The following is a 23280-nucleotide window of genomic DNA, read 5'->3' on the forward strand; positions in this document are numbered from 1 at the left end:
TACGTACATTTTTAATTTATAGGTTACCGCATGACTCGTCGTAATTTACCGACAATATTGCTGCTTAATTTACTGGGGATCATACTGTTTCTATCATGGTATCTGCCCACAAATCACGGTATCTGGTTTAAGTTAGACTCAGCAATATTCTTCTATTTTAATCAGCATCTGCTGTCCAGCCCAACATTTCTGCACCTGGTGGCAATCACCAATCATCGCGCTTTCGATGCCATTTCATTGATATGTATGGGATTACTTTATTTTTCCTTCTACATAAAGGAAACGCCTGCTGGCCGCCGTCGCCTGATAGTGACCGGATTCGTCATGCTGTTAACGGCGGTTTTTCTTAATCAGTTGGGCCATTTACTGCCGGTTTCACACCCCAGCCCCACCCTGACATTTGATAATATTAATCGCGTCAGTGTATTAACCGGCATCCCGACGAAAGATGCCTCAAGTGATAGTTTCCCTGGCGACCATGGCATGATGCTGATTATTTTTGCCTGCTTTATGTTGCGCTATTTTTCCCGCAGTGCGTTCGCTATTGCGCTGCTGATCGTGGTTATATTCTCAATGCCGCGCATCATGATTGGCGCACATTGGTTTACCGATATCGCAGTAGGATCACTCTCAATCGTCTTGGTAGGGATCAGTTGGGTATTGTTGACGCCGTTAAGCGATAAGATTATTGAGTGGATTAACCAGCATCTTCCTGGCGCTAAACATCCTTAATCCCTCGCCCATCGCAGGCTGCGGCAAACAATTAAATTTATTGTCTCAGCCTCTATTTTTGCGCTTATTTCTTCGCAATCAACGACGATAAATTAATCGGTCATTTTTATTTGTGAAAGTTTACATTCTATTACATTAGTTTTTCTGATGAAAATAGGAATAAAGCACTCGCCTTTTATTAATCATTACGGTACTCTCAAAAACGTTTGTGTTCAGCTATCAGCATTCTGCGCTTTTATCAGCATCCTGCACTTAATGTGGTAGAGATTTTTTGGTAAAGATGCTTTGGATAAAGAATGTGCGTTCATGCACATTTATTCAGTTAAATGATTGTCTATTCTGTTCACAATCAATAGTCTCGATTCGTTTGGTATTTTTGGTAGCGACATCCGTCGTAAGGACAGCAAGGGAAAACAACAACAATGGTCAAGTCTCAACCTATTCTGAGATATATTCTGCGGGCGCTCCCTGCAGTTGCAGCAGCAGTAATGTTATCCGCATGCAGTTCACCACAGGCTTCGAATGTAAATAATACGCAAACTGAGATGCGTGCAGTTAATGATAAAGATGGGCTTTTACTGCAAGCCTCTCAGGATGAATTCGAAGCGATGGTTCGCAACGTTGACGTCAAGTCAAAGATTTTAGAACAATATGCGGGTTGGAAAGGTGTTCGTTATCGTTTAGGCGGTAGCAGCAAGCGCGGTATTGATTGTTCCGCATTTGTACAAACCACTTTCCGTGAACAGTTTGGTATGGATTTGCCGCGCTCAACATCTCAGCAGCAGGATCTCGGCAAGAAAGTCCAGCGGACTAAATTACGTCCGGGTGATCTTGTTCTATTCCGCGCAGGTTCAACAGGGCGTCATGTTGGTATCTATTTAGGTAACGATAAATTTGTTCATGCATCGACCAGTGCCGGTGTAACGATATCGAACCTAAATGACGATTACTGGAATAAGCGTTATCGTGATGGGCGTCGAGTGCTAAGTAGCAGTTCGAGCAGCTAGCTAATATTTATTCCTGTTGTCCAAAATACCAAACCAAACGTTGAAACGCTGTCTATGACAGCGTTTTTTATTGGCTCATCTTCTGCCCCATCACCTTCCACTGCGTATTTTTCCGCCAATTTGTAAGAAATGTCCTTTTTTACCCAAAAAGCGCAATCGCCGATTTTTTTGTGTAAAATGCGTGTCACATTATTGATGAATTATCTCGCATTATCGGTAGAGTCGCCGAACATTCGCCTTTATATAATAAAATTAACGATATTAATAAACTGAAAATTTGTTTTAAAAAAACATATTTATAAAATAGAGATATAAAAATACAATTCGCTCTTCTTAACAATTTTAATTTATTTAATAACCTATTTACTTGATATTGGTAGGACATAACGCCCTGGACAGAAGAACCTAAAAATGACTGAAACATCAGCCAGACATATGCTTAACTCTGGGCGCTATGTACCCATTCAGTTAATGGAAAAAGCCATCAGATAGGGTACACGAGCAGCTGACCCTAAAAAAATATCAGGGCAATTTATTTATCGGACTGATATATATAAGCTGGTAAAAAGAAGAGTTGGTAATGAAATTAAATATGTTTACGAAAAATTTCGTTTGCATGTGGTTGTTAGAGAAAAAGACTGGACAATCATGCATTTCCATTACGATAGATAATATTCGGTCCCTAAATGTTTGAAATCTATGTCGAAGATGATGTGCTATTCAGACTCACTGTTATCGAGCGTTTGAAAGAACCAGAAGATCGAAGATTTGACCTCATTAACTGCTGGTTGGAAATTAAAGTACCTTGTATTCAACTTCAGTGTATTTGTGAGTTAACACCCGATGAGATTGAAATATTTCATCAAAATCTGAGTGATTTTTACGATTCTTTGTTAGTCGGAACAACACCTCTACCGGTCAAATTTAAGCCCAGAATAGGTATTCTTGATGCTGAAGTTATCGCGACCATTGATGGTCAAGGTGTTGGATTTAATTTCCGCGTTTGTCCTGATATCGAAGCCGGTAGTGAACTAAACGCGGGGATTTACCTCGATCAGAGTTACTTTCCCGGACTACTGGCCGGCCTGAAAGAAATTACTCACATAGACAGTGAATAAATTTTGTAGATAAATCTGCACAGTCTACTTATCCCGCTAACATCATAAAGTAATCATCAAGTCATAGCGGTATAAATACTTTGCCAATCATACTGAGGAACGGCGTAACATGGGTTCAAACAGTGCGTTCTCCCGCAATACTTTGTCCAGACGCCATCTGGTAAAAAAGAGTATCCTCCTCGCACTCTGCTTTTTTATCTGTTTTGTCGTTATTACGTTGTCATTACTGTATCGCAGCAGTGAAAATAAATTAACAACACAAAGTGGTAACATTATTACCTATGCCTCTCATTTCCTTAATGAGGTAACAACAACCCTGTCTCAGCTTATCCCACTGAGCACCCAATCATGCGAACAAGCCAGCCCGACTCTTCATTATCGTGCCGCATTTACCAATGGTGTCAGAGCCTTTTTATTGGTCAGAGAAGGCGTTGCTTATTGCTCCTCTGCAACGGGTGAAATGCAAACACCTGTCAGTACTATCTACCCCAAAGTTAATTTATCCCAGCCACTGGATTTTAAAATTCAGCAAGGTACCCCCATGATGCCAAATAAACCGGCAATTGCCGTATGGCTACGTCAATCCGGCCGTGAAGATACGGGAATATTGGCGACGATGGAATTCAGTTTGCATCCTTATCTATTAATGGGTCATTCAGATAGTGAAATGAGTGGCTTAGCGATTATTATTGATGGCTTAGCCGTCACTACTTTTGATTCTAACGTCTTACCTATCAGCCAGTTACCTCATCTAAACGCCAGAGAGATTAAATTACCGGGTTATCCGATTAAAATATTGATTTATCATAATAGTATAACGAAAAACGATATTAGAATGACCCTGCTAGGCGGCCTATTACTTGCTGGTTTGGTGGGTATCTTGGCTTTTTATATTTTAATCACCAGAAAAAGTGCTGAAGCTGAAATTTTACGGGGCATTAGGCGCGGTGAGTTCTTCGTGGAATATCAACCGGTTTTTCGCTCACATAATCAGACAATATCAGGTTTAGAAGCCCTTATCCGTTGGCAACACCCGACTGAAGGGCGGATTTCGCCCGATATCTTCATTCCTTATGCAGAAACTCAACACCTGATACAGCCGCTGACAACGCACTTGTTTGAGTTAATTATCAGAGATACCGCTCTTATAGCAAATCTGTTCCCGACGGGCACTAAACTTGCCTTTAATATTTCACCGGTTCATCTTGCTGATGATGATTTTTGTCAGGACGTATCACGACTCTTGCAGCAATTAAATACCGATATTTTTACCCCCGTCTTCGAAATTACTGAGCGAGGTATGGTGCAAAAAGAGTTGGCCCTGAAGCAATTCGCCTGGCTGCATTCGCAAGGGATTCAAATCGCTGTCGATGATTTTGGCACCGGCCATAGCGCACTGATTTATTTAGAACGCTTTACCTTAGATTATATTAAAATTGATCGCGGTTTTATCAGCACGATAGGCGAAAACACGGTCACAACGCCGGTATTAGATTCGGTATTAATACTGGCAAAAAAACTCAATATTGAAACTATCGCTGAAGGCGTCGAGACTGAGCAACAACTTCACTATTTAGCTAAACATGGTGTCAACTACTTGCAGGGGTATTTACTCAGTAAGCCGCTGTCTGTTGAAGCTTTAGTTAAATTCTGTCATGAAAAGATGAGTAACAAAAACTTACTGGCTTAATGTTTGCATTACCCCCCTGTAAGCTGGTAATTTCATTTGAGAAAATGATTATCTGCAGCTTCGCAGGAGATTGCCAACAATATGTTTTTACGCCTATTTGCTACCTTGATACTTTCGGCCATGAGTTTTGGGTTAGCTGCCGAAACCATTAAAGAGGGCGTTTCTTTTGCCATATTGGGCGAACCCAAGTACTCATCAGATTTTAGCCATTTTGATTATGTCAATCCAGCGGCCCCTAAGGGGGGAAATATTACTCTGTCGGCAATTGGCACATTTGATAATTTCAACCGATATGCATTACGTGGTACTTCTGCAGCTCGAACGGAAAGACTCTATGACTCATTGTTCAGTACCTCAAGCGATGAGATTGGCAGCTACTATCCGTTAATTGCAGAATCAGCGCGCTATTCTCCCGACTTCAGTTGGATTGAAGTTGATATCAACCCCCACGCCCGTTTTCATGATGGCGCCCCTATTACTGCAGAGGATGTGGCCTTCACCTTCAACAAATTTATGACTGAAGGGGTACCACAATTTCGATTGTTCTATAAAGGCGTTAAAGTCAACGCTATTTCCCGTCTGACGGTACGTTTTGAATTTCCTGAACCTAACAAAGATAAAATGCTCGGCCTACTTGGTTTCCCGGTGATGCCCAAACATTTCTGGAAAGATCATAAGCTGAGTGACCCACTCAGTACCCCCCCAGTCGCCAGTGGCCCTTACCGCATCAGCAAATACAAAATGGGCCAATATGTCACTTATGAACGGGTGAAGGATTACTGGGCCGCCAATCTGCCGGTTAACCGGGGCCAATATAATTTTGACACTATCCGTTATGATTATTATCTGGACGACAAAGTCGCATTAGAAGCCTTTAAAGCCGGAGCCTTTGATTTACGGACGGAGTCCTCACCGAAAAGCTGGGCGACGCAGTATGCGGGGGGTAACTTCGCCAAGAACTATATCGTCAAACAGGATATTACCGACAACTCGGCACAGAACACTCGCTGGTTAGCATTTAATGTGCAACAGCCCCTCTTCAGTGACCGGCGCGTCCGCCAGGCGCTGACTTTGGCCTTCGATTTTGAATGGATGAACAAAGCCTTTTATTTCAATAGCTATCAACGTGCCAATAGCTTCTTCCAAAATACCGAATATGCGGCAACAGGTTATCCGGACAGTGCAGAACTGGCTTGGCTCGCGCCATTGAAAGATAAAATACCCGCGGAAGTTTTCACCCAGATTTATCAACCACCACACACGGATGGTAGCGGCTATTCGCGAGATAACCTGCTCAAAGCCAAAGAGTTACTGAGTGAGGTGGGCTGGGAAGTCAAAGACCAACAACTGGTGAATAGTAAAACCGGTAAACCTTTTGAATTTGAATTGTTATTACCCAGCGGCAGCGATTTTCAGTATGTACAACCGTTCAAACACAATTTGCAACGTTTAGGTATCACGATGAAGATCCGCGAAGTTGACAGCTCGCAATTTATTAATCGCTTGCGCAGCCGGGATTTCGATATGATCCCAACGGTTTACGATGCCTTCCCTTACCCAAGCCCAGACCTGCAAATCTTGTGGAGTTCAGCCTACATTGATTCCACCTATAACAGACCCGGTATTAAAGATCCGGCCATCGACCAATTAATCGCCCAGATTGTTAGCCATCAGGATCAACCAGAGGCCTTACTCTCTCTGGGGCGTGCCCTTGACCGGGTATTGACCTGGAATTATTTGATGATCCCGATGTGGTATTCCAATCATAACCGCTTCGCCTATTGGGATAAACTCTCGATGCCAGCGGTTCGTCCCACCTATTCGCTAGGGTTTGATAGCTGGTGGTTTGATGTTAACAAGGCAGCTCGCCTGCCAGTAGAACGTCGTTAGGGGGCTGTTGTGGGCGCATATCTATTACGGCGACTATTCCTTGTTATTCCTACGCTGTGGGCCATTATTACTATCAATTTCTTTATTGTGCAGATTGCACCTGGTGGGCCAGTTGATCAGGCTATCGCCAATATTGAATTGGGTCATACCACTGGGTTTACTGCCGGTAGCGGTGATGGCGGTTTAGGGGGGGCTAAAGTCGGTCTGAATGCAGCACGGGTCGGTGACAGTAGTTATCGCGGTTCACGCGGGTTAGACCCAGAAGTTATCGCTGAAATACAACAGCGCTTTGGTTTTGATAAGCCCCTGCATCAGCGCTATTTCGATATGCTATGGCGCTATGTCCGCTTTGATTTTGGCGACAGTTTGTTCCGTGGCGAATCGGTGATGTCACTGGTTAAGCAAAGCCTGCCGGTGTCAATCTCGCTTGGGCTATGGAGTACGCTGATTATTTATCTAGTCTCCATACCTCTGGGGATTAAAAAAGCGGTGCGCAATGGTACGGCCTTCGATACCTGGAGCAGTACCTTAATTATCATCGGCTATGCAATCCCTTCGTTCCTATTCGCTATTTTACTGGTAGTGCTGTTTTCCGGCGGTAGCTATTTCGACCTGTTCCCACTACGCGGCCTGGTTTCCAGTAACTGGGACACCCTACCGTGGTACAGCAAAATCACAGACTATTTGTGGCATATTACCCTGCCCGTGCTGGCCACGGTGATTGGTGGTTTCGCGACACTGACGATGCTAACGAAAAACTCATTCCTCGATGAAATACGTAAGCAATATGTGGTTACGGCCCGAGCCAAGGGACTACCAGAGGAAAAAATTCTCTATCGCCATGTCTTTCGCAACGCCATGCTGTTGGTCATCGCCGGGTTCCCCGCCACCTTTGTCAGTATGTTTTTCACAGGTTCACTCTTGATTGAAGTGATGTTCTCACTCAATGGCTTAGGCCTGCTGGGATATGACGCCACCTTACAGCGAGATTACCCGGTGATGTTTGGCACGCTGTATATTTTCACACTTATTGGTTTACTGCTGAATATCGTCAGTGACATTACCTATACCCTGGTAGACCCACGTATTGATTTTGAGGGCCGCCAATAATGATGATGAGACTAAGTGCAATTAATCAGGCCCGTTGGGCGCGTTTTCGTCAGAATCGCCGTGGTTACTGGTCACTGTGGATTTTCCTGACGCTGTTTGTCATTAGCTTATTTGCCGAATTGATTGCCAACGATAAGCCATTGCTGGTGAGCTATCAGGGCAAGATTTATATGCCTTTTATGGTCAATTACAGTGAGTCAACCTTTGGTGGTGTTTTAACCACCGCGGCAGATTATCAAGATCCGTATGTGATCGGGCGTATAAATGACAGTGGCTGGGCTATCTGGGCACCTATTCGTTTTAGTAATAACACCATTAATTTCGCCACGGACGTGCCCTTCCCTTCGCCGCCAAGCCGTACCAACTTGCTGGGTACAGATAGTACCGGCGGAGATGTCTTGGCCAAAGTGATCTATGGCTTTCGTATCTCGCTGTTGTTCGGGCTGACACTAACCCTGTTTTCCAGTGTGATTGGGATCTGCGCTGGTGCGGTACAAGGCTATTACGGTGGCAGGGTTGATCTCTGGGGCCAACGCTTTATTGAGGTATGGTCTGGTATGCCAACTCTGTTTTTAGTGATTTTACTGTCAAGCATTGTGCAGCCCAATTTCTGGTGGCTGCTGGCTATCACCGTTATTTTTGGCTGGATGGGATTGGTCGGCGTCGTGCGCGCTGAGTTTCTCCGTACTCGAAATTACGATTATATCCGTGCTGCACGGGCGATGGGGGTACGTGATCGGACCATCATGACCCGCCATATGTTGCCTAATGCTATGGTGGCTACATTGACCTTCCTGCCGTTTATTCTATGTGGCTCAATTACCACCCTCACCTCACTGGATTTCCTCGGTTTTGGTTTGCCAATAGGGTCACCATCACTGGGTGGGCTGCTGTTAGAGGGGAAAAATAACCTACAGGCACCATGGCTGGGGATCACCGCATTTCTGGTGCTGGCGGTGCTATTATCCCTGTTGATTTTTATCGGCGAAGCTGTCCGTGACGCCTTTGACCCAAGTAAGGTGTACTGATATGACGACCTCACCACTATTGGATATCCAAAACCTCAGTGTTGCGTTTAGTCAGGCAGGCGTTCAGCGTGAGGTTGTCAGCGAACTGTCATTACAAATCAACGAAGGGGAGACACTGGCGCTGGTCGGGGAATCAGGATCGGGGAAAAGCGTCACCGCGTTGTCTGTGTTACGTTTGCTGCCATCACCGCCGGTAGTTTATCCCACAGGTGATATTCTGTTTGCGGGCAGATCATTGCTACATGCTGATGAGCCAACACTACGGCGCATTCGAGGTAATCAGATTTCAATGATTTTCCAAGAACCGATGGTGTCACTCAACCCACTGCATAATATTGAAAAACAGTTGGCAGAAGTGCTATCACTGCACCGTGGTATGGGGCAAGAAGCTGCGCGGGCTGAAATTATCCAATGCCTCGACAGAGTTGGCATTCGTAATGCCAAAGGGCGATTAGCTGATTTTCCTCATCAGCTTTCTGGCGGCGAACGCCAGCGAGTGATGATTGCCATGGCAGTATTGACCCAACCCAAATTATTGATCGCGGATGAACCTACCACCGCACTGGATGTCTCTGTTCAAGCGCAAATTCTGAGCTTGCTGAAAGAGTTAAAGCAAGAGATGAACATGAGCCTGCTGTTTATCACCCATAACCTGAATATCGTGCGCCGATTAGCGGATAACGTGGCGGTGATGCGTGAAGGCCGTAAAGTGGAGCAGAACAACCGGCAGGCGCTCTTCAGTGCCCCACAACACCCCTACACTCGCCAGTTACTGGATGCTGAGCCACAAGGCGCCCCACTGCCGCTCTCGCAAAATACCCAGCCACTGCTTGTGGTTAAAAAGTTGCAAGTCGCATTCCCAATCAAGCGTGGTTTACTGCGCCGTACTGTCGATCACCACTATGCGCTAAAAAGCCTCAGTTTTGACCTGAAGCCCGGTGAAAGTCTGGGCCTGGTGGGGGAATCCGGTTCGGGTAAAAGTACCTCCGGTCTGGCCTTGTTACGCCTATTGCCATCACAGGGTGAAATCTGGTTTAACGGGCAACCGCTGCACCAATTTACCCCAAAACAGATGCTGCCCTATCGCAGCCGTATTCAGGTGGTATTCCAGGACCCTTACTCAGCATTGAACCCACGCTTGAATGTGCAACAGATCATTGCTGAGGGCTTGGAAGTGCATCAAAAACTCAGTCCAGCGCAACGTGAAGAGCGAGTGATTAAGGCAATGGAAGAAGTCGGATTGGATCCAACCACCCGCTCTCGTTATCCAACTGAATTCTCTGGTGGTCAGCGTCAGCGCATTGCGATTGCCCGCGCACTGATCCTGCAACCACAACTGTTGATCCTTGATGAGCCAACGTCTTCACTGGATAAATCGGTACAGGCGCAAATTTTGGCCCTACTGAAATCCCTTCAGCAGCGTTACCAACTCAGCTACCTGTTTATTAGCCATGACTTACAGGTTGTGCGTTCGCTCTGCCATCAGGTGATTGTCTTAAGACAAGGAGAAGTAGTGGAACAAGGTGATTGTCAGGTAATATTTGCTGCACCAAAACAACCATATACTCAGCAATTATTAGAATTAGCAGACTAATATTGCTGTAGCGTAGACAACAATGCCCACGATAGCACACGGACAAACAGCTAAAAAATATCAGAAGGGGTATTCTGCCGTCAGGGTTTCGGCAATGGCCACACCGACATCTTTCAGGCGGCACATGGTCGCACTCTCATCCTGCCGGTGAACAAACAAGCACGGCTCACCTTCCCATTCAATAATGGATGAGTTCACTTGGATATCTTGCAGCGAAAGGTGGAGCCGCTGCATGATATGCCTGGCATGATTACCGTCGTGACTGAGTAACTTCAACCCCATCAGATCATTGGTATCGTCTATCGTCGTCAACGGAGTCGGCTCAACTTTAGCCCCGATGAAACCAGACAACCAACGGTAACTTTGCGGCAGGCGATGTACTACCGAAAGTTGAATATTATTCACGTGTCTTTCCTAGTCAAAATAAAAAATTAAAATTTACCAAAAACACCACAGTGACTCACGTTAACCATATGGCTCACGTTAACTACAGTTATAGTCGCTAAATTGTTATTGTGCCTGATTCAAATCTCATAAAAACACAATATTGATAACAATTGAGAAACTTATGACTAACAAATCTATTTGTGTGCTGATTTTTGAACTCTTTAGCGCCTTTAGCAGGAACAGAGGCTGTAGATTTGGGATTCAGATCCCATTTTTCGTTATATTTATACCTTAATGGCCGTCAGCTCAACCATTTTTCTTGCAAGACAGTTACCTAATAGCAGTTAAATATTTACATTTTTAGAACAAATTAACATTAGAAAATCTTAATGGAGTTATCATAACAAACTGATAAACATGCATATTTCTTATCATTTATTGTCATCTAATTGGCTAAAATAGACGTATAAAACAGCTGAAAAACGATTTCTATTTTTTATCTTAGTTGCCCAAAAAATTAACAATATGACCTCAATCATGACGATGCAATCAATAATGATACGTACGCTTACTATATTGATGAAGCGCAAGAATTTATCATTTTTTAAGTCAAATTAAGGCGAAATGAGAGAGAAAAGGGTTTATCTCAGTAGCGAAAAAACTACTCAGAATGAGCCTCTGGGATGAAGCTCATTAATCCCGATGAGTCTATTAACTTTAAGCTCAACGACCAGCAAGTGATTCGGATGACAACGGTTATTGACACTTAGTGCCAAGAGCAGATTTGAACGCTACTTGCAGCGGCCTCGCAGAAGCGAGGCCCAGTAACGAACGTAGCCGACGCACATGCAGCTTGAAGTAGACGGGTAAATGCCCTACCACTTATACCGTTCACACCCCATACCGTTCACAACCCATATCATTCACAACCCACGTCGTTCACAACCCAGCATGGGCGCTGGCTATTTTTTATGACGCGGTTTTATTACTTGGGCGACTGGCATACAGATACAGCAACATCGCGACAATAATACAAAATGCCATTGAACTGACCATCGGCCAGGCACTGCGCGACGAAGCCATCGACAGTAACGTCCCCACCACCGCACCGATACCAAAGCGTAACGTCCCCGCCAAAGAAGAGGCAGTACCTGCCATATGCGGGAAATCATCTAATATCACCGCCATTGCGTTAGACGTGATCATTGCGATACACCCAACATAGGCGGCTACGCCCAGAACCAATGCCCAGAATCCCATGCCAGTTACACAAACTACCACCAGCCAGATCCCCATCACAAATTGCACTATCAGGCCAAAACGGAACATTTTCAGCGCCCCGAAACGGCGCACATTACGGCTGTTGATAAAGGTCATCAAGAACAAAAAGACAATGTTCAGTGCAAAGTAATAACCAAAGTTTTGCGGGGAAACGCCGTTTAACTCGATATAAACAAAAGGGCCGGCGCTGAGGAATGAAAACATACCGGCGAAGGAGAAACCACTGGCCAACATATAGCTCAGCACGCGTTTATGGCGAAATAACGAGCCGAAATTACCCATGGTCGTACGCAGATGAAATTTCTGTCGCCGTTCAGGGGGCAATGTTTCTTGGATAAATAGCGCCACTAACACCGCACCAACCAGTGCCGCCCCCGCCATGGTCCAGAAAATAGCATGCCAGCTAAACCACACCAACAGCGCACCACCGATAATCGGTGCCAGCAGGGGTGCAATCGTCATCACCAAGACCACAAAAGACATCATTCGGGAGAACTCATCTTTGGTGAACATATCGCGCATCAATGCATTAATCACCACACTTGCAGCGGCGGCGGATAAGCCATGCAGGAAGCGCATATTAATGAGTTGCTCAACCGACTGCACCAGTGCACATGCCATACCTGCAAGCGCAAAAATCAGCGTCCCCCAAAAAATGACCGGCTTACGCCCGATGCTGTCAGCCATTGGCCCATAGAACATTTGCCCAATGGCAAACCCCAGCACATACGCGCTCAGAGTCATCTGCACACGGCCACTCTCGACCCCAAACTCCTGTGCAATAATCGGCATGCTTGGCAGATACATATCAATCGCCAAAGGCATCAGCATCGACAACAACCCAAGGATAAAAATCAAACCGATGTGGGATGTCCGGTTTTTTTGCACGCTTTACCACTCCTCCAAAAACTTACCGCAGATTATACCGCGGCAGAACGGTGCGGAACCATTGGCCCGCACTGCAATAAAAATCTAATTACAAGTGTGGGGCACCCACGCTGGCGATCTCTTCCGCCGTCAGCGGCCGGTACTCACCAGGGGCTAAATCATCATCAAGCGTGATATCACCAATGCGTTCACGGTGTAACTCGATCACTCGGTTCCCCACGGCAGCAAACATCCGTTTCACCTGATGATAACGCCCTTCGCTGATGGTCAAGCGCACCCGTTGCGGTTCGATAACCTCAAGTTGAGCCGGTTTGGTCAGGGATTTTTCATTGTGCAGTTGCACCCCGTCAGCAAATTGCTGTGCGGTATCATCGGATAGCGGATGTTCCAACGTCACCAAATAGGTCTTTTCACAATGATGACGTGGTGAAGTTACTCGATGTGACCACTGCCCATCGTCAGTCATCAAGACCAACCCGGTTGTATCGATATCCAACCGCCCGGCGGCATGGAGTTTGTAAGCTACTGGCTCATCAAGGAAATACAACACCGTAGGATGATCGGGATCTTCCGTCGAGCACACATAGCCCTGCGGCTTGTTCAGCATAAAATAACGGGGGCCAACCATCTGCTGTAACGGGTTGCCATCAAATCGCACGTCTTGTTCCGGTGTCAGCTTGATGGCACCACTTTTGACCACCTCGCCATCAATAGTCACACGCTTTGCCCGCAGTTCACGCGCTACCAACGCCCGGCTGACACCTAATTGCTGAGATAAAAACTTGTCCAATCGCATTGAATCTATTTTGCCTGTTGTATGGCCGTATCACTGATGGATACGGTCCCCATAATGACACCCGTTGATGATGATAGGATGTCAATTGTACGGGTTGAAATGAATGAAGCAGTAAATTGTCATCCCAACATTTTCATCCCCAAATCATTGGTGTTGTCACAGAGCTGCAAACGAGCGAATCCCGATAGGCTGACACCTGTCAGTTATTCGGGTGACAAACCTGCCGAGAGCAGATTTGAATGCTGCTTGCAGCCGCCTCACTGAGGCAAGCCCCGTAAATGGGCTAAGTAACGAGAACCGTTAATACCGCCGCAATACCAAATAAGAAGAGGGTTGGAGAAAATAATTCGCTGCCTACCTGACTTGTTAGTATAGCGGCGGTTGCCCTATCATCCTAGAAACTGTTGTTAGAAAGCATTTATTCAGAAAACAACTTATCGCGACCACGCCAAGTTGATAGCCGGCGCCCTCGCACAGATGCCATCAGGCAGGCATAATAATAGAAACTTTTTAGCTATAGGCTGAGATCAATGTCGCTCATACAGCCCCGTAAAGTGTTGCAAATGTTGAATCCATTCACCTGGCAGAGACGGTAATGGCATTCACACTACGGCCTTATCAACGAGAAGCGGTCGATGCCACGGTGGCTTATTTTCGTCGCCACACCACACCCGCACTCATTGTTCTGCCAACCGGCGCAGGCAAGAGTTTAGTGATCGCTGAACTCGCGAAGCTGGCCCGTGGCCGTGTGTTGGTATTGGCACATGTCAAAGAACTGGTTGCACAAAATCACGCAAAATACTGCGCATACGGTCTTGAGGCCGATATCTTTGCCGCCGGGTTGCAACAGCGACAAAGCGAGGGGAAAGTGGTCTTTGGCAGCGTGCAATCGGTGGCCCGTAATCTGTCACTGTTTGATAGCGCCTTTTCTCTGCTGATTATCGATGAATGTCATCGCATCAGTGATGAAGATGACAGCCAGTATCAGCAAATCATTCAGCATTTACGCACGGGAAATCAGCAACTACGGTTGCTGGGGCTGACGGCCACCCCTTATCGGCTGGGGAAAGGCTGGATTTATCAGTTCCACTATCACGGTATTACTCGTGGTGATGAAAAAGCCCTGTTCCGTGACTGTATTTATGAATTACCGCTGCGTTATATGATTAAACATGGCTTTCTGGTGCCACCTGAACGGCTGGACATGCCGGTCGTGCAGTATGATTTCAGCCGCCTGACCAGCAACAGTGATGGCTTGTTCCGTGAGGCGGATTTAGATCGAGAACTTAAGCAACAACAAAGAATTACCCCACATATTGTTAGCCAGATCATCGAATATGCGGCTCAGCGTCGCGGTGTGATGATTTTTGCCGCCACCGTAGAGCACGCCAAAGAAGTCTATGGCCTGTTGCCCAAAGGTGAAGCGGCGTTAGTCAGCGCGGGGACCCCACCGGCGGAACGGGATGCGCTGATCAATGCCTTTAAACAGCAACAATTGCGCTATTTGGTCAATGTGTCGGTACTGACCACCGGGTTTGATGCCCCCCATGTGGATCTGATTGCCATTCTTCGTCCAACCGAATCCATCAGTTTATATCAACAAATTGTTGGCCGAGGCCTGCGGCTGTTTCCAGGTAAAGAGGATTGCTTGATTCTGGATTATGCAGGTAATCCCCATGACCTTTTCTCTCCAGAAGTGGGCACTAGCAAACCTCACAGCGGGAGCCAGCCAGTACAGGTCTTCTGCCCCGATTGCGGCTTTGCCAACATTTTCTGGGGGAAATGCACCGAATCCGGCGAGATTATTGAACACTATGGCCGCCGCTGTCAGGGCTGGTTTGAGGATGATCAGGGCACACGTGCGCAATGTGACTACCGTTTTCGCTTTAAATCCTGCCCACATTGTGGAGCAGAAAACGATATTGCGGCCCGTCGCTGCCATCAATGCCAGGCGGTTTTAGTCGATCCCGACGATATGTTGAAAGCAGCCCTGAGACTGAAAGATGCGCTGGTATTGCGCTGTGGCGGTATGCAGCTAGAAACAGGCCATGATGCCAAAGGAGAGTGGTTGAAAGCGACCTATTACGATGAAGATGGCACCAATACCAGTGAGCGTTTCCGATTAACTACGCCGGCACAACGTATGGCATTCGAACAGATATTCCTACGCCCACACCAACGTGCACCGGGCATTGCCCTTAAATGGCACACCGCCGCTGATATTATCGCTCAGCAGGCATTGCTACGTTATCCAGATTTTGTGGTCGCTCGCCGTCGGGGGCAGTGGTGGCAAATCAGGGAAAAGGTATTTGATTACAAGGGGCGTTTTCGGCGGGCCGATTCTCTCGCCTGAGCCGCACTTGACCTGCGAGATCCGCAGTTTTATTTGCTGTCTGAGCGATATTTCGCTAGAATGCCGCCCGCTTTGCTCTGGGTTTACCCAGTCAAAGCCGAGTATCGAACCTGTTGCTGGGTCGCCTGTAGCAGGGTAAATTTTCTTTAAGAGAAAACAAAATGACCACTATCAATGTAGAAGTACGTAACGACCAGGGTAAGGGTGCGAGCCGCCGCCTGCGTGCAGCAAATAAATTTCCGGCAATCGTTTACGGTGGCTCAGAAGCAGCTATTTCAATTGCTCTTGACCATGACACCACCAAGAACCTTGAACTGAAACCGGGCTTTTATGATTCCGTACTGACTCTGGTTATCGACGGTAAAGAAACTAAAGTTAAAGTACAGGCTGTTCAGCGTCACGCTTTCAAGCCAAAACTGACTCATATCGACTTCGTTCGCGTTTAATCGCGTTGCTTTCGATATTCGGGACGCCGAAATAAAAAACGCCGCATCAGCGGCGTTTTTTATTGGCTAAATCAGCAACGTGGGCAATTACTTACCACCAGCCCGGCGCTGTAATTGATCACGCAAATTCGGCGGAGTACCTTTAATGGTCAGCGTATCGGTTGCCGCATCCCAAAAAATCCGCTCATCTAGCAGCAGCGCATCAAAATTAATACTCAAGCCCCCCCCACTGCCCGCGAACTTGGTTAACTGACGCAAGGTCCCGCGATCTGCTGGGAAACTCTCTTCCAATGCATAACCCTGTTCAGCCGAAAATTGCTGAAAATCTTTTTCGCCCAGCTTCGGCAACTCTTGAGCCAACTCCTGCAAGGCAATCTCTTCACCGGCCTGCAATTGCTCATTACAATAGCTGTAAACCTGCTGACGATAGGCCTGACGCTCATCTTTGCCTAACTCGGCATCGGCGCAGTAGTCATCAACCGCCTGCAATAAACCACGGTTTTGCGCTTTGGTATCTAAGCCTTCGGCAGCGGACAGAAAATCCATAAAGAAGTCAGACACTTTGCGCCCTACCCGCCCTTTAAGGAAGGTCAGATAACGCGTTGACTCCGGGTTGGTTTCCCACTCGGTTAAATCAATTCGGGCTACAATATCCGCACGGTTGATATCAAGATAATGGGTGGTGCTCAGATCGAGCTGTTCGTTTACTCGCATACTATGACAGCTGCTTAGCACGGAGATCAGTAAATACTCCCCTGCCAGATAACGGTACTGGCAAAACAGCACCACCCCGCCCTCGGCAAATGGATACTTGGCTAGCTCGTCACGTAAACGACCGGTTGCTGCACGGCTAAAGCTTAGGAAATCTTCATCACCCTTACGGCTTCGCTTCAGTGCATCAGCCAGTTCGCTCTGCTCATTAAACAGCCCATAAGCTTTACTTTTGGCACTGTAAACGCGGTGCAGTTCGGCCATCATCTCTTCAACTACCGCATTGGTCGGTAACAAAGAATCCCGCAACACCACATCAAGCGTTTGTTCATCACGTTTAATAAGCTGATGTAAGGCTATCTGGTCAATATCCAGACTCATGATAAATACTCCTTTTGGCTAGGGGCGTATTCAATCACTGATAAGGTAGAGCTGCAACTCAAAAGCGCTAGCATCGTTCAATTAATGGCTACAGATTCTTCGTGCTATAAAATAGCGGAAAAACCTCTCCTTATACGGTAAGATGTGGGACTTTGTCAGGCGTTGAGCACAATTTTTATGCCACAATCATCCCGTTATAGTGACGAACACGTCGAACAGCTCCTGTCTGAGCTGGTCAGCGTATTAGAAAAACACCGTACCCCAACAGATCTTTCTTTGATGGTTTTGGGAAATATGGTAACAAACCTGATCAATACCAGCATTGCTCCTGCGCAACGCAAAGTATTGGCACGTTCTTTTGCTGAAGCACTTCAGGCTTCGGTACGTGAAGATAAAGCCCATTAATTTATCGGCCAAGACTACTATCTCAATATGGTGACAAATCGTCAGCGCTATCGTGAAAAAGTTTCCCAGATGATCAGCTGGGGGCACTGGTTCGCCTTATTTAATATTCTATTCAGCCTGGTTCTGGGTAGCCGCTACCTGTTTGTCTCCGATTGGCCCTCTTCGCTGATTGGCCGTGTTTATGCCCTTGTCAGTTGGCTGGGGCACTTTAGTTTTCTTGTTTTTGCCGCCTATTTATTGGTGATATTCCCACTTACCTTTGTGGTGATGTCACAACGGCTACTCCGTTTTCTTTCTGCCGCCTTTGCGACAGCAGGCTTAACCCTGCTATTGGTGGACACTGAGGTTTTTGCCCGCTTCCATTTACACCTTAATCCGGTGGTATGGGAGTTAGTTGTTAATCCCGAGCAAACGGAGTTGGCGCGCGACTGGCAACTGATGTTTATTTCAGTGCCGGTTATTTTTCTGATCGAGATGCTGTTCGGCACCTGGGCCTGGCAAAAACTGCGCAGCCTCAACCGCCAGCGTTTTGTTAAACCATTAGTTGCGGTACTGATCTCTGCCTTTATAGCCTCACATCTGATGTATATCTGGGCCGATGCGAATTTTTATCGTCCTATCAGTATGCAGCGCGCTAACCTGCCGCTCTCTTATCCAATGACCGCCCGTAAATTCCTTGAGAAACACGGTCTGCTCGATCAGCAAGAGTATCAACGCCGTTTGACGGAGCAAGGTAATCCCGATGCCCTGGCGGTTGAATACCCACTAAACTCGATAACATTCAATGATAAAGGTAGCGGTTATAACCTGCTGTTGATCGTGGTTGAGGGTATTCGGGTCAGCAGCCTACAACAGGATATGCCCTCATTGGCCGAGTTTGGTCGCGAAAACATTCAGTTTGATCACCATTACAGTTCGGGTAACCGGCAAGATACCGGCTTATTTGGCCTGTTTTATGGCATTTCACCTACTTACTGGGATGGTATTCTCTCCGCCCGGGAACCTTCAGCGTTCATCACTGCATTAGGCGCTCAGGGCTACCAATTTGGTCTGTTCGCGTCTGATGGTTTTAAATCGGCCCTATACCGTCAGGCGCTGTTAGCTGATTTCACCTTACCGGCGCCGGTTGCACAGACTGACAGTGAGACCACCGCTCAGTGGCAACAGTGGCTGGCCAGCACCACCGCCAATAGCAATCCATGGTTCTCATATATTAGTTTGAGTGGTCCCGCCGAAGCGCAAGATCCGGTAATCGGGCAGAAAGTTGCCTCACCCACCAATTTTATACGCAACTATCAGGCGGGGGCCAAAGAGGTGGATCAGCAAATTGCGGCCATCCTTGAGACGCTGAAACAAAGTGGTCAACTCGATAAAACCGTCGTCATTATTACTGCCACCCATGGCGTTGAATTTAATGATAGTGGCAATAATTACTGGGGGGCGGGCAGCAGCTTCAATCGCCAGCAACTGCAGGTACCACTCGTGGTGCACTGGCCGGGTACCCCACCACAAAGTGTGGGTAAACTGACCAACCACGAAGATGTCATGACGACATTGATGCAACGCTTGCTGCATGTGAAAACAGCACCAGAAGATTATTCCCAAGGGGAAGATTTGTTTGCCGCACAGCGTAACAACAACTGGGTCGCAACAGGCGACAACGGCATATTAGTCATCACGACGCCAACACAAACCATCGTGTTGGACAATAACGGTGGTTATCGCACTTATGATCAGCAAGGTCATGAGGTCAAAGATGAAAAACCTCAACTACCTTTGCTGTTACAAGTGCTAACCGACGTGAAACGCTTTATTGCAAACTAGTGCGTTGCCGCTCAATAAACCACACTAAATGCTTAAAAAACATGCAATCATTTCCTCAGGTATTGCATTAGCAGCAGTAAAATGTAGTATAAATGCCACAGCATCGGCATGTAGCGCAGCTTGGTAGCGCACCGTCATGGGGTGTCGGGGGTCGAAGGTTCAAATCCTTTCATGCCGACCAAATACCTCAACAAAACCAATCCATTAGGGTTGGTTTTGTCATTTGTGGGGTTAGTAGTAAGGAAACTCAGGGGAAAAACCCGGCTGAAGTTAGAATGAATAGACCGGGCAATCATGCCCGAACATACTTCATGCTTTAGTTAAAACCACCGGTAATTTCGAGCCTGCCATTAAATTTATGTAATTACCGTATCATTATTGCACCCACAGCCGCCTAATTGCCCACACCGCCTTCTACCTTTTTGTTTATTACCGTGGGGTGCCCCAAAAGTTAATGGCATAACGAGTAGGATAAAACGGAAAAATGCCTTCTATCAGTATCCTTCTCTATTTTTTGTGATTTACATCACTTGCTATTATATTCAAATGTCGGTGAATATAATGATTGTTATGACTTGTTAATTGCCAAAACATCGTTTACCACCAAGGATGATAGAATGACATCAGCAATTAAAATAACTGTTGGTTATCACAGTTTCTTGCTTCCTGATACTCATACTGACTACGATTTCCCAGCTTACATCAACAAACATATTGATCTTATTTGGCGCTATATAGAAAATAACGACAAGATAGAAGAGTTGTCTTCAAATCCTTTCTCAAAGGGAAGGACAGCGGCATTAGTCAAAGCAAAGTTCCTCTCAAGTGAACTTAAAGCGTTTAAATTAAAAACCGGGATAATAGGTTATCCTTTTGATATGAAAGATATTAGTTTATATATCACATCTCAAAATATAACAATCAAGCTATGCACGGAGTTTAAACGGAATGGAACGTTGGTCAACAGCCTTCCCTAATAATATCTATACTCTAAATAAAAGGAAGGTGCTTTAGGCGTTATTAATAACAAGGCAAGAAACCGCTCACCAGAGGGTGAACGGCCTTCTTGAATTCAAACCAGTAAAAGACTCACTGGTGGTTAGGTATTAAAGAATTTCACCATTGCTGGCAATAACTTTTTTATACCAATCAAAACTTAACTTACGTGAACGCGCCATTGTACCGGTGCCATCATCGTTTTTATCGACATAAATAAAGCCATAACGTTTGCTGTATTCACCGGTGGTGAAAGATACGCAGTCAATACATCCCCATGGGGTATAACCCATTAGGTCCACGCCATCTTCAAATACCGCTTTTTTCATCTGCTCAATATGGGCTTTAAGATAAGCAATGCGGTAGTCATCGTGCACCATGCCATCCGCTGCGATTTTATCTATCGCACCAAAACCATTTTCAACAATAAATAACGGCTTCTGATAGCGCTCATACAACACACTCAGAGAGTAACGCAGACCCACCGGATCGATCTGCCACCCCCAGTCAGAGGCTTTGACGTGTGGGTTCGGCACGCTGCCCTCAAACCCTGAAAGTGAATTGCCGCTACCTGGATTAATCGCAGAGACCGCGTTACTCATGTAATAACTCAGCCCCATGTAATCGGCGCAACCATCACGCAGAGTCTCGAGGTCCCCCTCTTCCATATGGATATTGAAACCACGGCGCGCCCACTCTTGTAAAATATATGAAGGGTAATAACCGCGCATATGAACGTCGCCGAAAAGATAGCGCTCACGCATAGCTTCAACGGAATACATCATGTCATCTGGATGGCAGGAGAAAGGATACAGAGGCACCATCGCCACCATACAGCCAATCTTAAATTCCGGATTAATGGCATGACCCAGCTTGACCACTTTGGCACTGGCAACAAACTGATGATGCAGTACCTGATACAGGGTCTCTTCTGGGTTCTCTTGTTCAGTGAACACCACACCAGAACAGCAATAACCAAACAGCGGATATTTCCAGTTACGCTGGTTATTTATCTCGTTGAAGGTCATCCAATATTTAACTTTGCTTTTGTAGCGCGCCATGACGACTTCACTGAATTTTACAAAGAAATCGACCACTTTACGGTTTTTCCAGCCACCATATTCTTTGACCAGATGCCACGGCATTTCGAAGTGAGATAACGTAATCACCGGTTCAATACCGTATTTCAGCAATTCATCGAACATATCGTCATAAAATTGCAGGCCGGCTTCATTGGGTTGCTGTTCATCGCCATACGGGAAGATACGTGTCCAGGCAATAGAGGTGCGGAAACATTTGAAGCCCATCTCGGCGAACAGCGCAATGTCTTCTTTGTAATGACTATAAAAATCAACGGCGTCATGGTTTGGATAACGATACCCTTCCAGCACTCCGTCGGTCATCACACGGTCAACCCCATGGGAGCCGCCAGAGAGGACATCAGCAATGCTCACGCCTTTGCCGCCTTTATCCCAGCCGCCTTCAACCTGATGTGCCGCAACCGCGCCACCCCATAAAAAATCTTTCGGTAACTGTTGATAGCTCATAACAATATCCCTAATAACTGTGGGTAAATAGGTGCCCTATAAATGGAAAGTATCGGCGCGCTTTCATCAACATTAAACAAGCTGATGACATGCTGGGCGGTCAATGCGTGATCAATTGCCATTATTAATCTCCTGTCGCGGGGTGCCAACCCTAAAATAAATAGAGCGTTATCGGCTTATTATGCGTATTCACAGGATATCGAGGAGGGATTCTAGCAAAAAGAAAAGCGAAGTCACGATATAACAAAATGTACCGTTTGTAATATGTTACATGTGAAAAACACCCTGTTTTATTTGGTGTTTTTATTCATTAGCTGAGGTAATTTCTTGCCAATAGTTTCAATAATATATAGCACCGGAATTTGGGTAGTAATATTATACTGGCCTTCAAGGATAACCGGGGGCATGTGATAGGAGATATTGAGATCAGCCATTTTAGCCAAGGTGGAACTTTCACTGTTGGTCAGGCTGATAATTTTACAATTTTGCAGGCTAAATTGGTTGGCAATGCGAATAATTTCTTCTGTTTCTCCAGAGACTGAAAGGATAATGGCGACCGCGTCCTGATACATGTCGCTGTTAATAGGATAATAGGGATCATCAATGTAGGTGCTGTATTTACCAACATTAGAAAAGAAGCGGGCGCTGTATTTCCCCAATGCTCCCGATGTGCCGATACCAACAAAAATAACTCTGCGCGTTGCCGCTATCTGTTTCGCTACGTTATCTAATAGTTCATCAAATTCGCTATTATTAATGCTCTTAAAATAACTGATTATTTCACTGATACCAAAGGTGACTGGTGGTTTTTCATCATGTTCTAAATATAATTTAAACCGGATACGAAATTCAGAATAACCATCACAGTTCATTTTTTTACAAAAACGTAAAACTGTGGTGGTAGAAACACCCGAGGCATCTGCGAGCTCCCTGATAGTCATGTACACCACTTTGTCAGTATTTTTTATGATGTAATTATAAACTATCAATTCCAGTTCGTTCAGCGTCGATATTTCTTTATAAGTAAACATATTGATACCTGAATTCCCGTAGCGACCTGCCTTTAGGGCGCTTGCAATGGCCCAAGACACGCGAA

General features: G+C 46.0%; 21 protein-coding genes and 1 tRNA gene. 14 read left to right on the forward strand and 8 right to left on the reverse strand.

Annotated features, from left to right (window positions below):
- Positions 1–30: 30 nt before the first annotated feature.
- A complete protein-coding gene (locus tag AC971_RS00820; protein WP_048677156.1) occupies positions 31–732 on the forward strand; it encodes a phosphatase PAP2 family protein in 702 nt (233 codons plus the stop codon).
- 422 nt (positions 733–1154) lie between these two features.
- Complete coding sequence (gene mepS / locus AC971_RS00825) at positions 1155–1739, forward strand: bifunctional murein DD-endopeptidase/murein LD-carboxypeptidase (RefSeq protein ID WP_025383210.1); 585 nt, start codon at positions 1155–1157, stop codon at positions 1737–1739.
- Here the strand turns inward: mepS and AC971_RS22500 are convergent.
- Positions 1736–1927 (reverse strand): hypothetical protein, encoded by a 192-nt coding sequence (locus tag AC971_RS22500; RefSeq protein ID WP_025383209.1) that lies wholly within the window; start codon positions 1925–1927, stop codon positions 1736–1738. The genes mepS and AC971_RS22500 overlap by 4 nt on opposite strands.
- A gap of 498 nt (positions 1928–2425) precedes the next feature.
- Here AC971_RS22500 and AC971_RS00830 point away from each other — a divergent pair, with 498 nt between their 5' ends.
- The 6 genes from AC971_RS00830 to yejF all read left to right on the forward strand — a co-directional run bounded on the left by AC971_RS00830 (position 2426) and on the right by yejF (position 10169).
- Positions 2426–2857, forward strand: coding sequence for a WapI family immunity protein (locus AC971_RS00830; protein ID WP_025383208.1), 432 nt, complete (start codon positions 2426–2428; stop codon positions 2855–2857).
- 109 nt (positions 2858–2966) lie between these two features.
- Positions 2967–4547: a cyclic di-GMP phosphodiesterase gene (locus AC971_RS00835; RefSeq protein ID WP_071825491.1), complete on the forward strand. Its 1581-nt coding sequence runs from the start codon at positions 2967–2969 to the stop codon at positions 4545–4547.
- An 81-nt stretch (positions 4548–4628) separates the two neighbouring features.
- On the forward strand, positions 4629–6437 hold the full coding sequence (locus tag AC971_RS00840) for an extracellular solute-binding protein (RefSeq protein ID WP_025383206.1): 1809 nt from the start codon (positions 4629–4631) through the stop codon (positions 6435–6437).
- A 9-nt stretch (positions 6438–6446) separates the two neighbouring features.
- A complete protein-coding gene (locus tag AC971_RS00845; protein WP_025383205.1) occupies positions 6447–7547 on the forward strand; it encodes a microcin C ABC transporter permease YejB in 1101 nt (366 codons plus the stop codon).
- Between the two features lie 2 nt (positions 7548–7549).
- Entirely contained in the window at positions 7550–8575 is a 1026-nt protein-coding gene (locus AC971_RS00850; protein WP_033851707.1) for an ABC transporter permease, read from the forward strand.
- A 1-nt stretch (position 8576) separates the two neighbouring features.
- The gene (yejF, locus tag AC971_RS00855) at positions 8577–10169 is read left to right on the forward strand and encodes a microcin C ABC transporter ATP-binding protein YejF (RefSeq protein WP_025383203.1); all 1593 of its coding nucleotides are present in this window, start codon (positions 8577–8579) and stop codon (positions 10167–10169) included.
- Positions 10170–10229: 60 nt separating this feature from the next.
- On the opposite strand, the gene AC971_RS00860 is transcribed toward yejF, so the two are convergent.
- The 3 genes from AC971_RS00860 to rsuA all read right to left on the reverse strand — a co-directional run bounded on the left by AC971_RS00860 (position 10230) and on the right by rsuA (position 13521).
- Positions 10230–10574 (reverse strand): YejG family protein, encoded by a 345-nt coding sequence (locus AC971_RS00860; protein ID WP_025383202.1) that lies wholly within the window; start codon positions 10572–10574, stop codon positions 10230–10232.
- Positions 10575–11525: 951 nt separating this feature from the next.
- Positions 11526–12725 (reverse strand): Bcr/CflA family multidrug efflux MFS transporter, encoded by a 1200-nt coding sequence (locus AC971_RS00865; RefSeq protein ID WP_025383201.1) that lies wholly within the window; start codon positions 12723–12725, stop codon positions 11526–11528.
- A gap of 88 nt (positions 12726–12813) precedes the next feature.
- A complete protein-coding gene (gene rsuA / locus AC971_RS00870) occupies positions 12814–13521 on the reverse strand; it encodes a 16S rRNA pseudouridine(516) synthase RsuA (RefSeq protein WP_025383200.1) in 708 nt (235 codons plus the stop codon).
- A 595-nt stretch (positions 13522–14116) separates the two neighbouring features.
- On the opposite strand from rsuA, the gene AC971_RS00875 reads away from it, so the two are divergent.
- Both AC971_RS00875 and rplY read left to right on the forward strand, forming a co-directional pair.
- Positions 14117–15874, forward strand: a complete 1758-nt coding sequence (locus AC971_RS00875; RefSeq protein ID WP_025383199.1) for a DNA repair helicase RadD — start codon at positions 14117–14119, stop codon at positions 15872–15874.
- Between the two features lie 161 nt (positions 15875–16035).
- A complete protein-coding gene (gene rplY / locus AC971_RS00880; RefSeq protein WP_002208834.1) occupies positions 16036–16320 on the forward strand; it encodes a 50S ribosomal protein L25 in 285 nt (94 codons plus the stop codon).
- A gap of 87 nt (positions 16321–16407) precedes the next feature.
- On the opposite strand, the gene yejK is transcribed toward rplY, so the two are convergent.
- A complete protein-coding gene (yejK, locus tag AC971_RS00885) occupies positions 16408–17412 on the reverse strand; it encodes a nucleoid-associated protein YejK (protein ID WP_025383198.1) in 1005 nt (334 codons plus the stop codon).
- A 177-nt stretch (positions 17413–17589) separates the two neighbouring features.
- Between yejK and AC971_RS00890 the strand changes: the two genes are divergently transcribed.
- The 4 genes from AC971_RS00890 to AC971_RS00905 all read left to right on the forward strand — a co-directional run bounded on the left by AC971_RS00890 (position 17590) and on the right by AC971_RS00905 (position 20618).
- Entirely contained in the window at positions 17590–17817 is a 228-nt protein-coding gene (locus AC971_RS00890; protein ID WP_002208836.1) for a YejL family protein, read from the forward strand.
- Between the two features lie 27 nt (positions 17818–17844).
- Entirely contained in the window at positions 17845–19641 is a 1797-nt protein-coding gene (yejM, locus tag AC971_RS00895; RefSeq protein ID WP_025383197.1) for an LPS biosynthesis-modulating metalloenzyme YejM, read from the forward strand.
- Positions 19642–19745: 104 nt separating this feature from the next.
- Positions 19746–19822, forward strand: a tRNA-Pro gene (locus AC971_RS00900).
- Positions 19823–20258: 436 nt separating this feature from the next.
- A complete protein-coding gene (locus AC971_RS00905; RefSeq protein WP_025383196.1) occupies positions 20259–20618 on the forward strand; it encodes a hypothetical protein in 360 nt (119 codons plus the stop codon).
- A 129-nt stretch (positions 20619–20747) separates the two neighbouring features.
- On the opposite strand, the gene AC971_RS00910 is transcribed toward AC971_RS00905, so the two are convergent.
- From AC971_RS00910 to AC971_RS00915, 3 genes are all read right to left on the reverse strand, one after another.
- Positions 20748–22184, reverse strand: a complete 1437-nt coding sequence (locus AC971_RS00910) for a 6-phospho-beta-glucosidase (RefSeq protein WP_025383195.1) — start codon at positions 22182–22184, stop codon at positions 20748–20750.
- Positions 22181–22306 carry a hypothetical protein gene (locus tag AC971_RS25465; protein ID WP_258953810.1) on the reverse strand — a complete coding sequence of 42 codons (126 nt, stop codon included), beginning with the start codon at positions 22304–22306 and terminating at the stop codon, positions 22181–22183. The genes AC971_RS00910 and AC971_RS25465 overlap by 4 nt, the downstream gene beginning before the upstream one ends.
- Before the next feature lie 168 nt (positions 22307–22474).
- Positions 22475–23215 (reverse strand): MurR/RpiR family transcriptional regulator, encoded by a 741-nt coding sequence (locus AC971_RS00915; RefSeq protein ID WP_025383194.1) that lies wholly within the window; start codon positions 23213–23215, stop codon positions 22475–22477.
- Positions 23216–23280: the final 65 nt, after the last annotated feature.

This window comes from Yersinia similis (assembly GCF_001053095.1).
Lineage (GTDB): Bacteria > Pseudomonadota > Gammaproteobacteria > Enterobacterales > Enterobacteriaceae > Yersinia > Yersinia similis.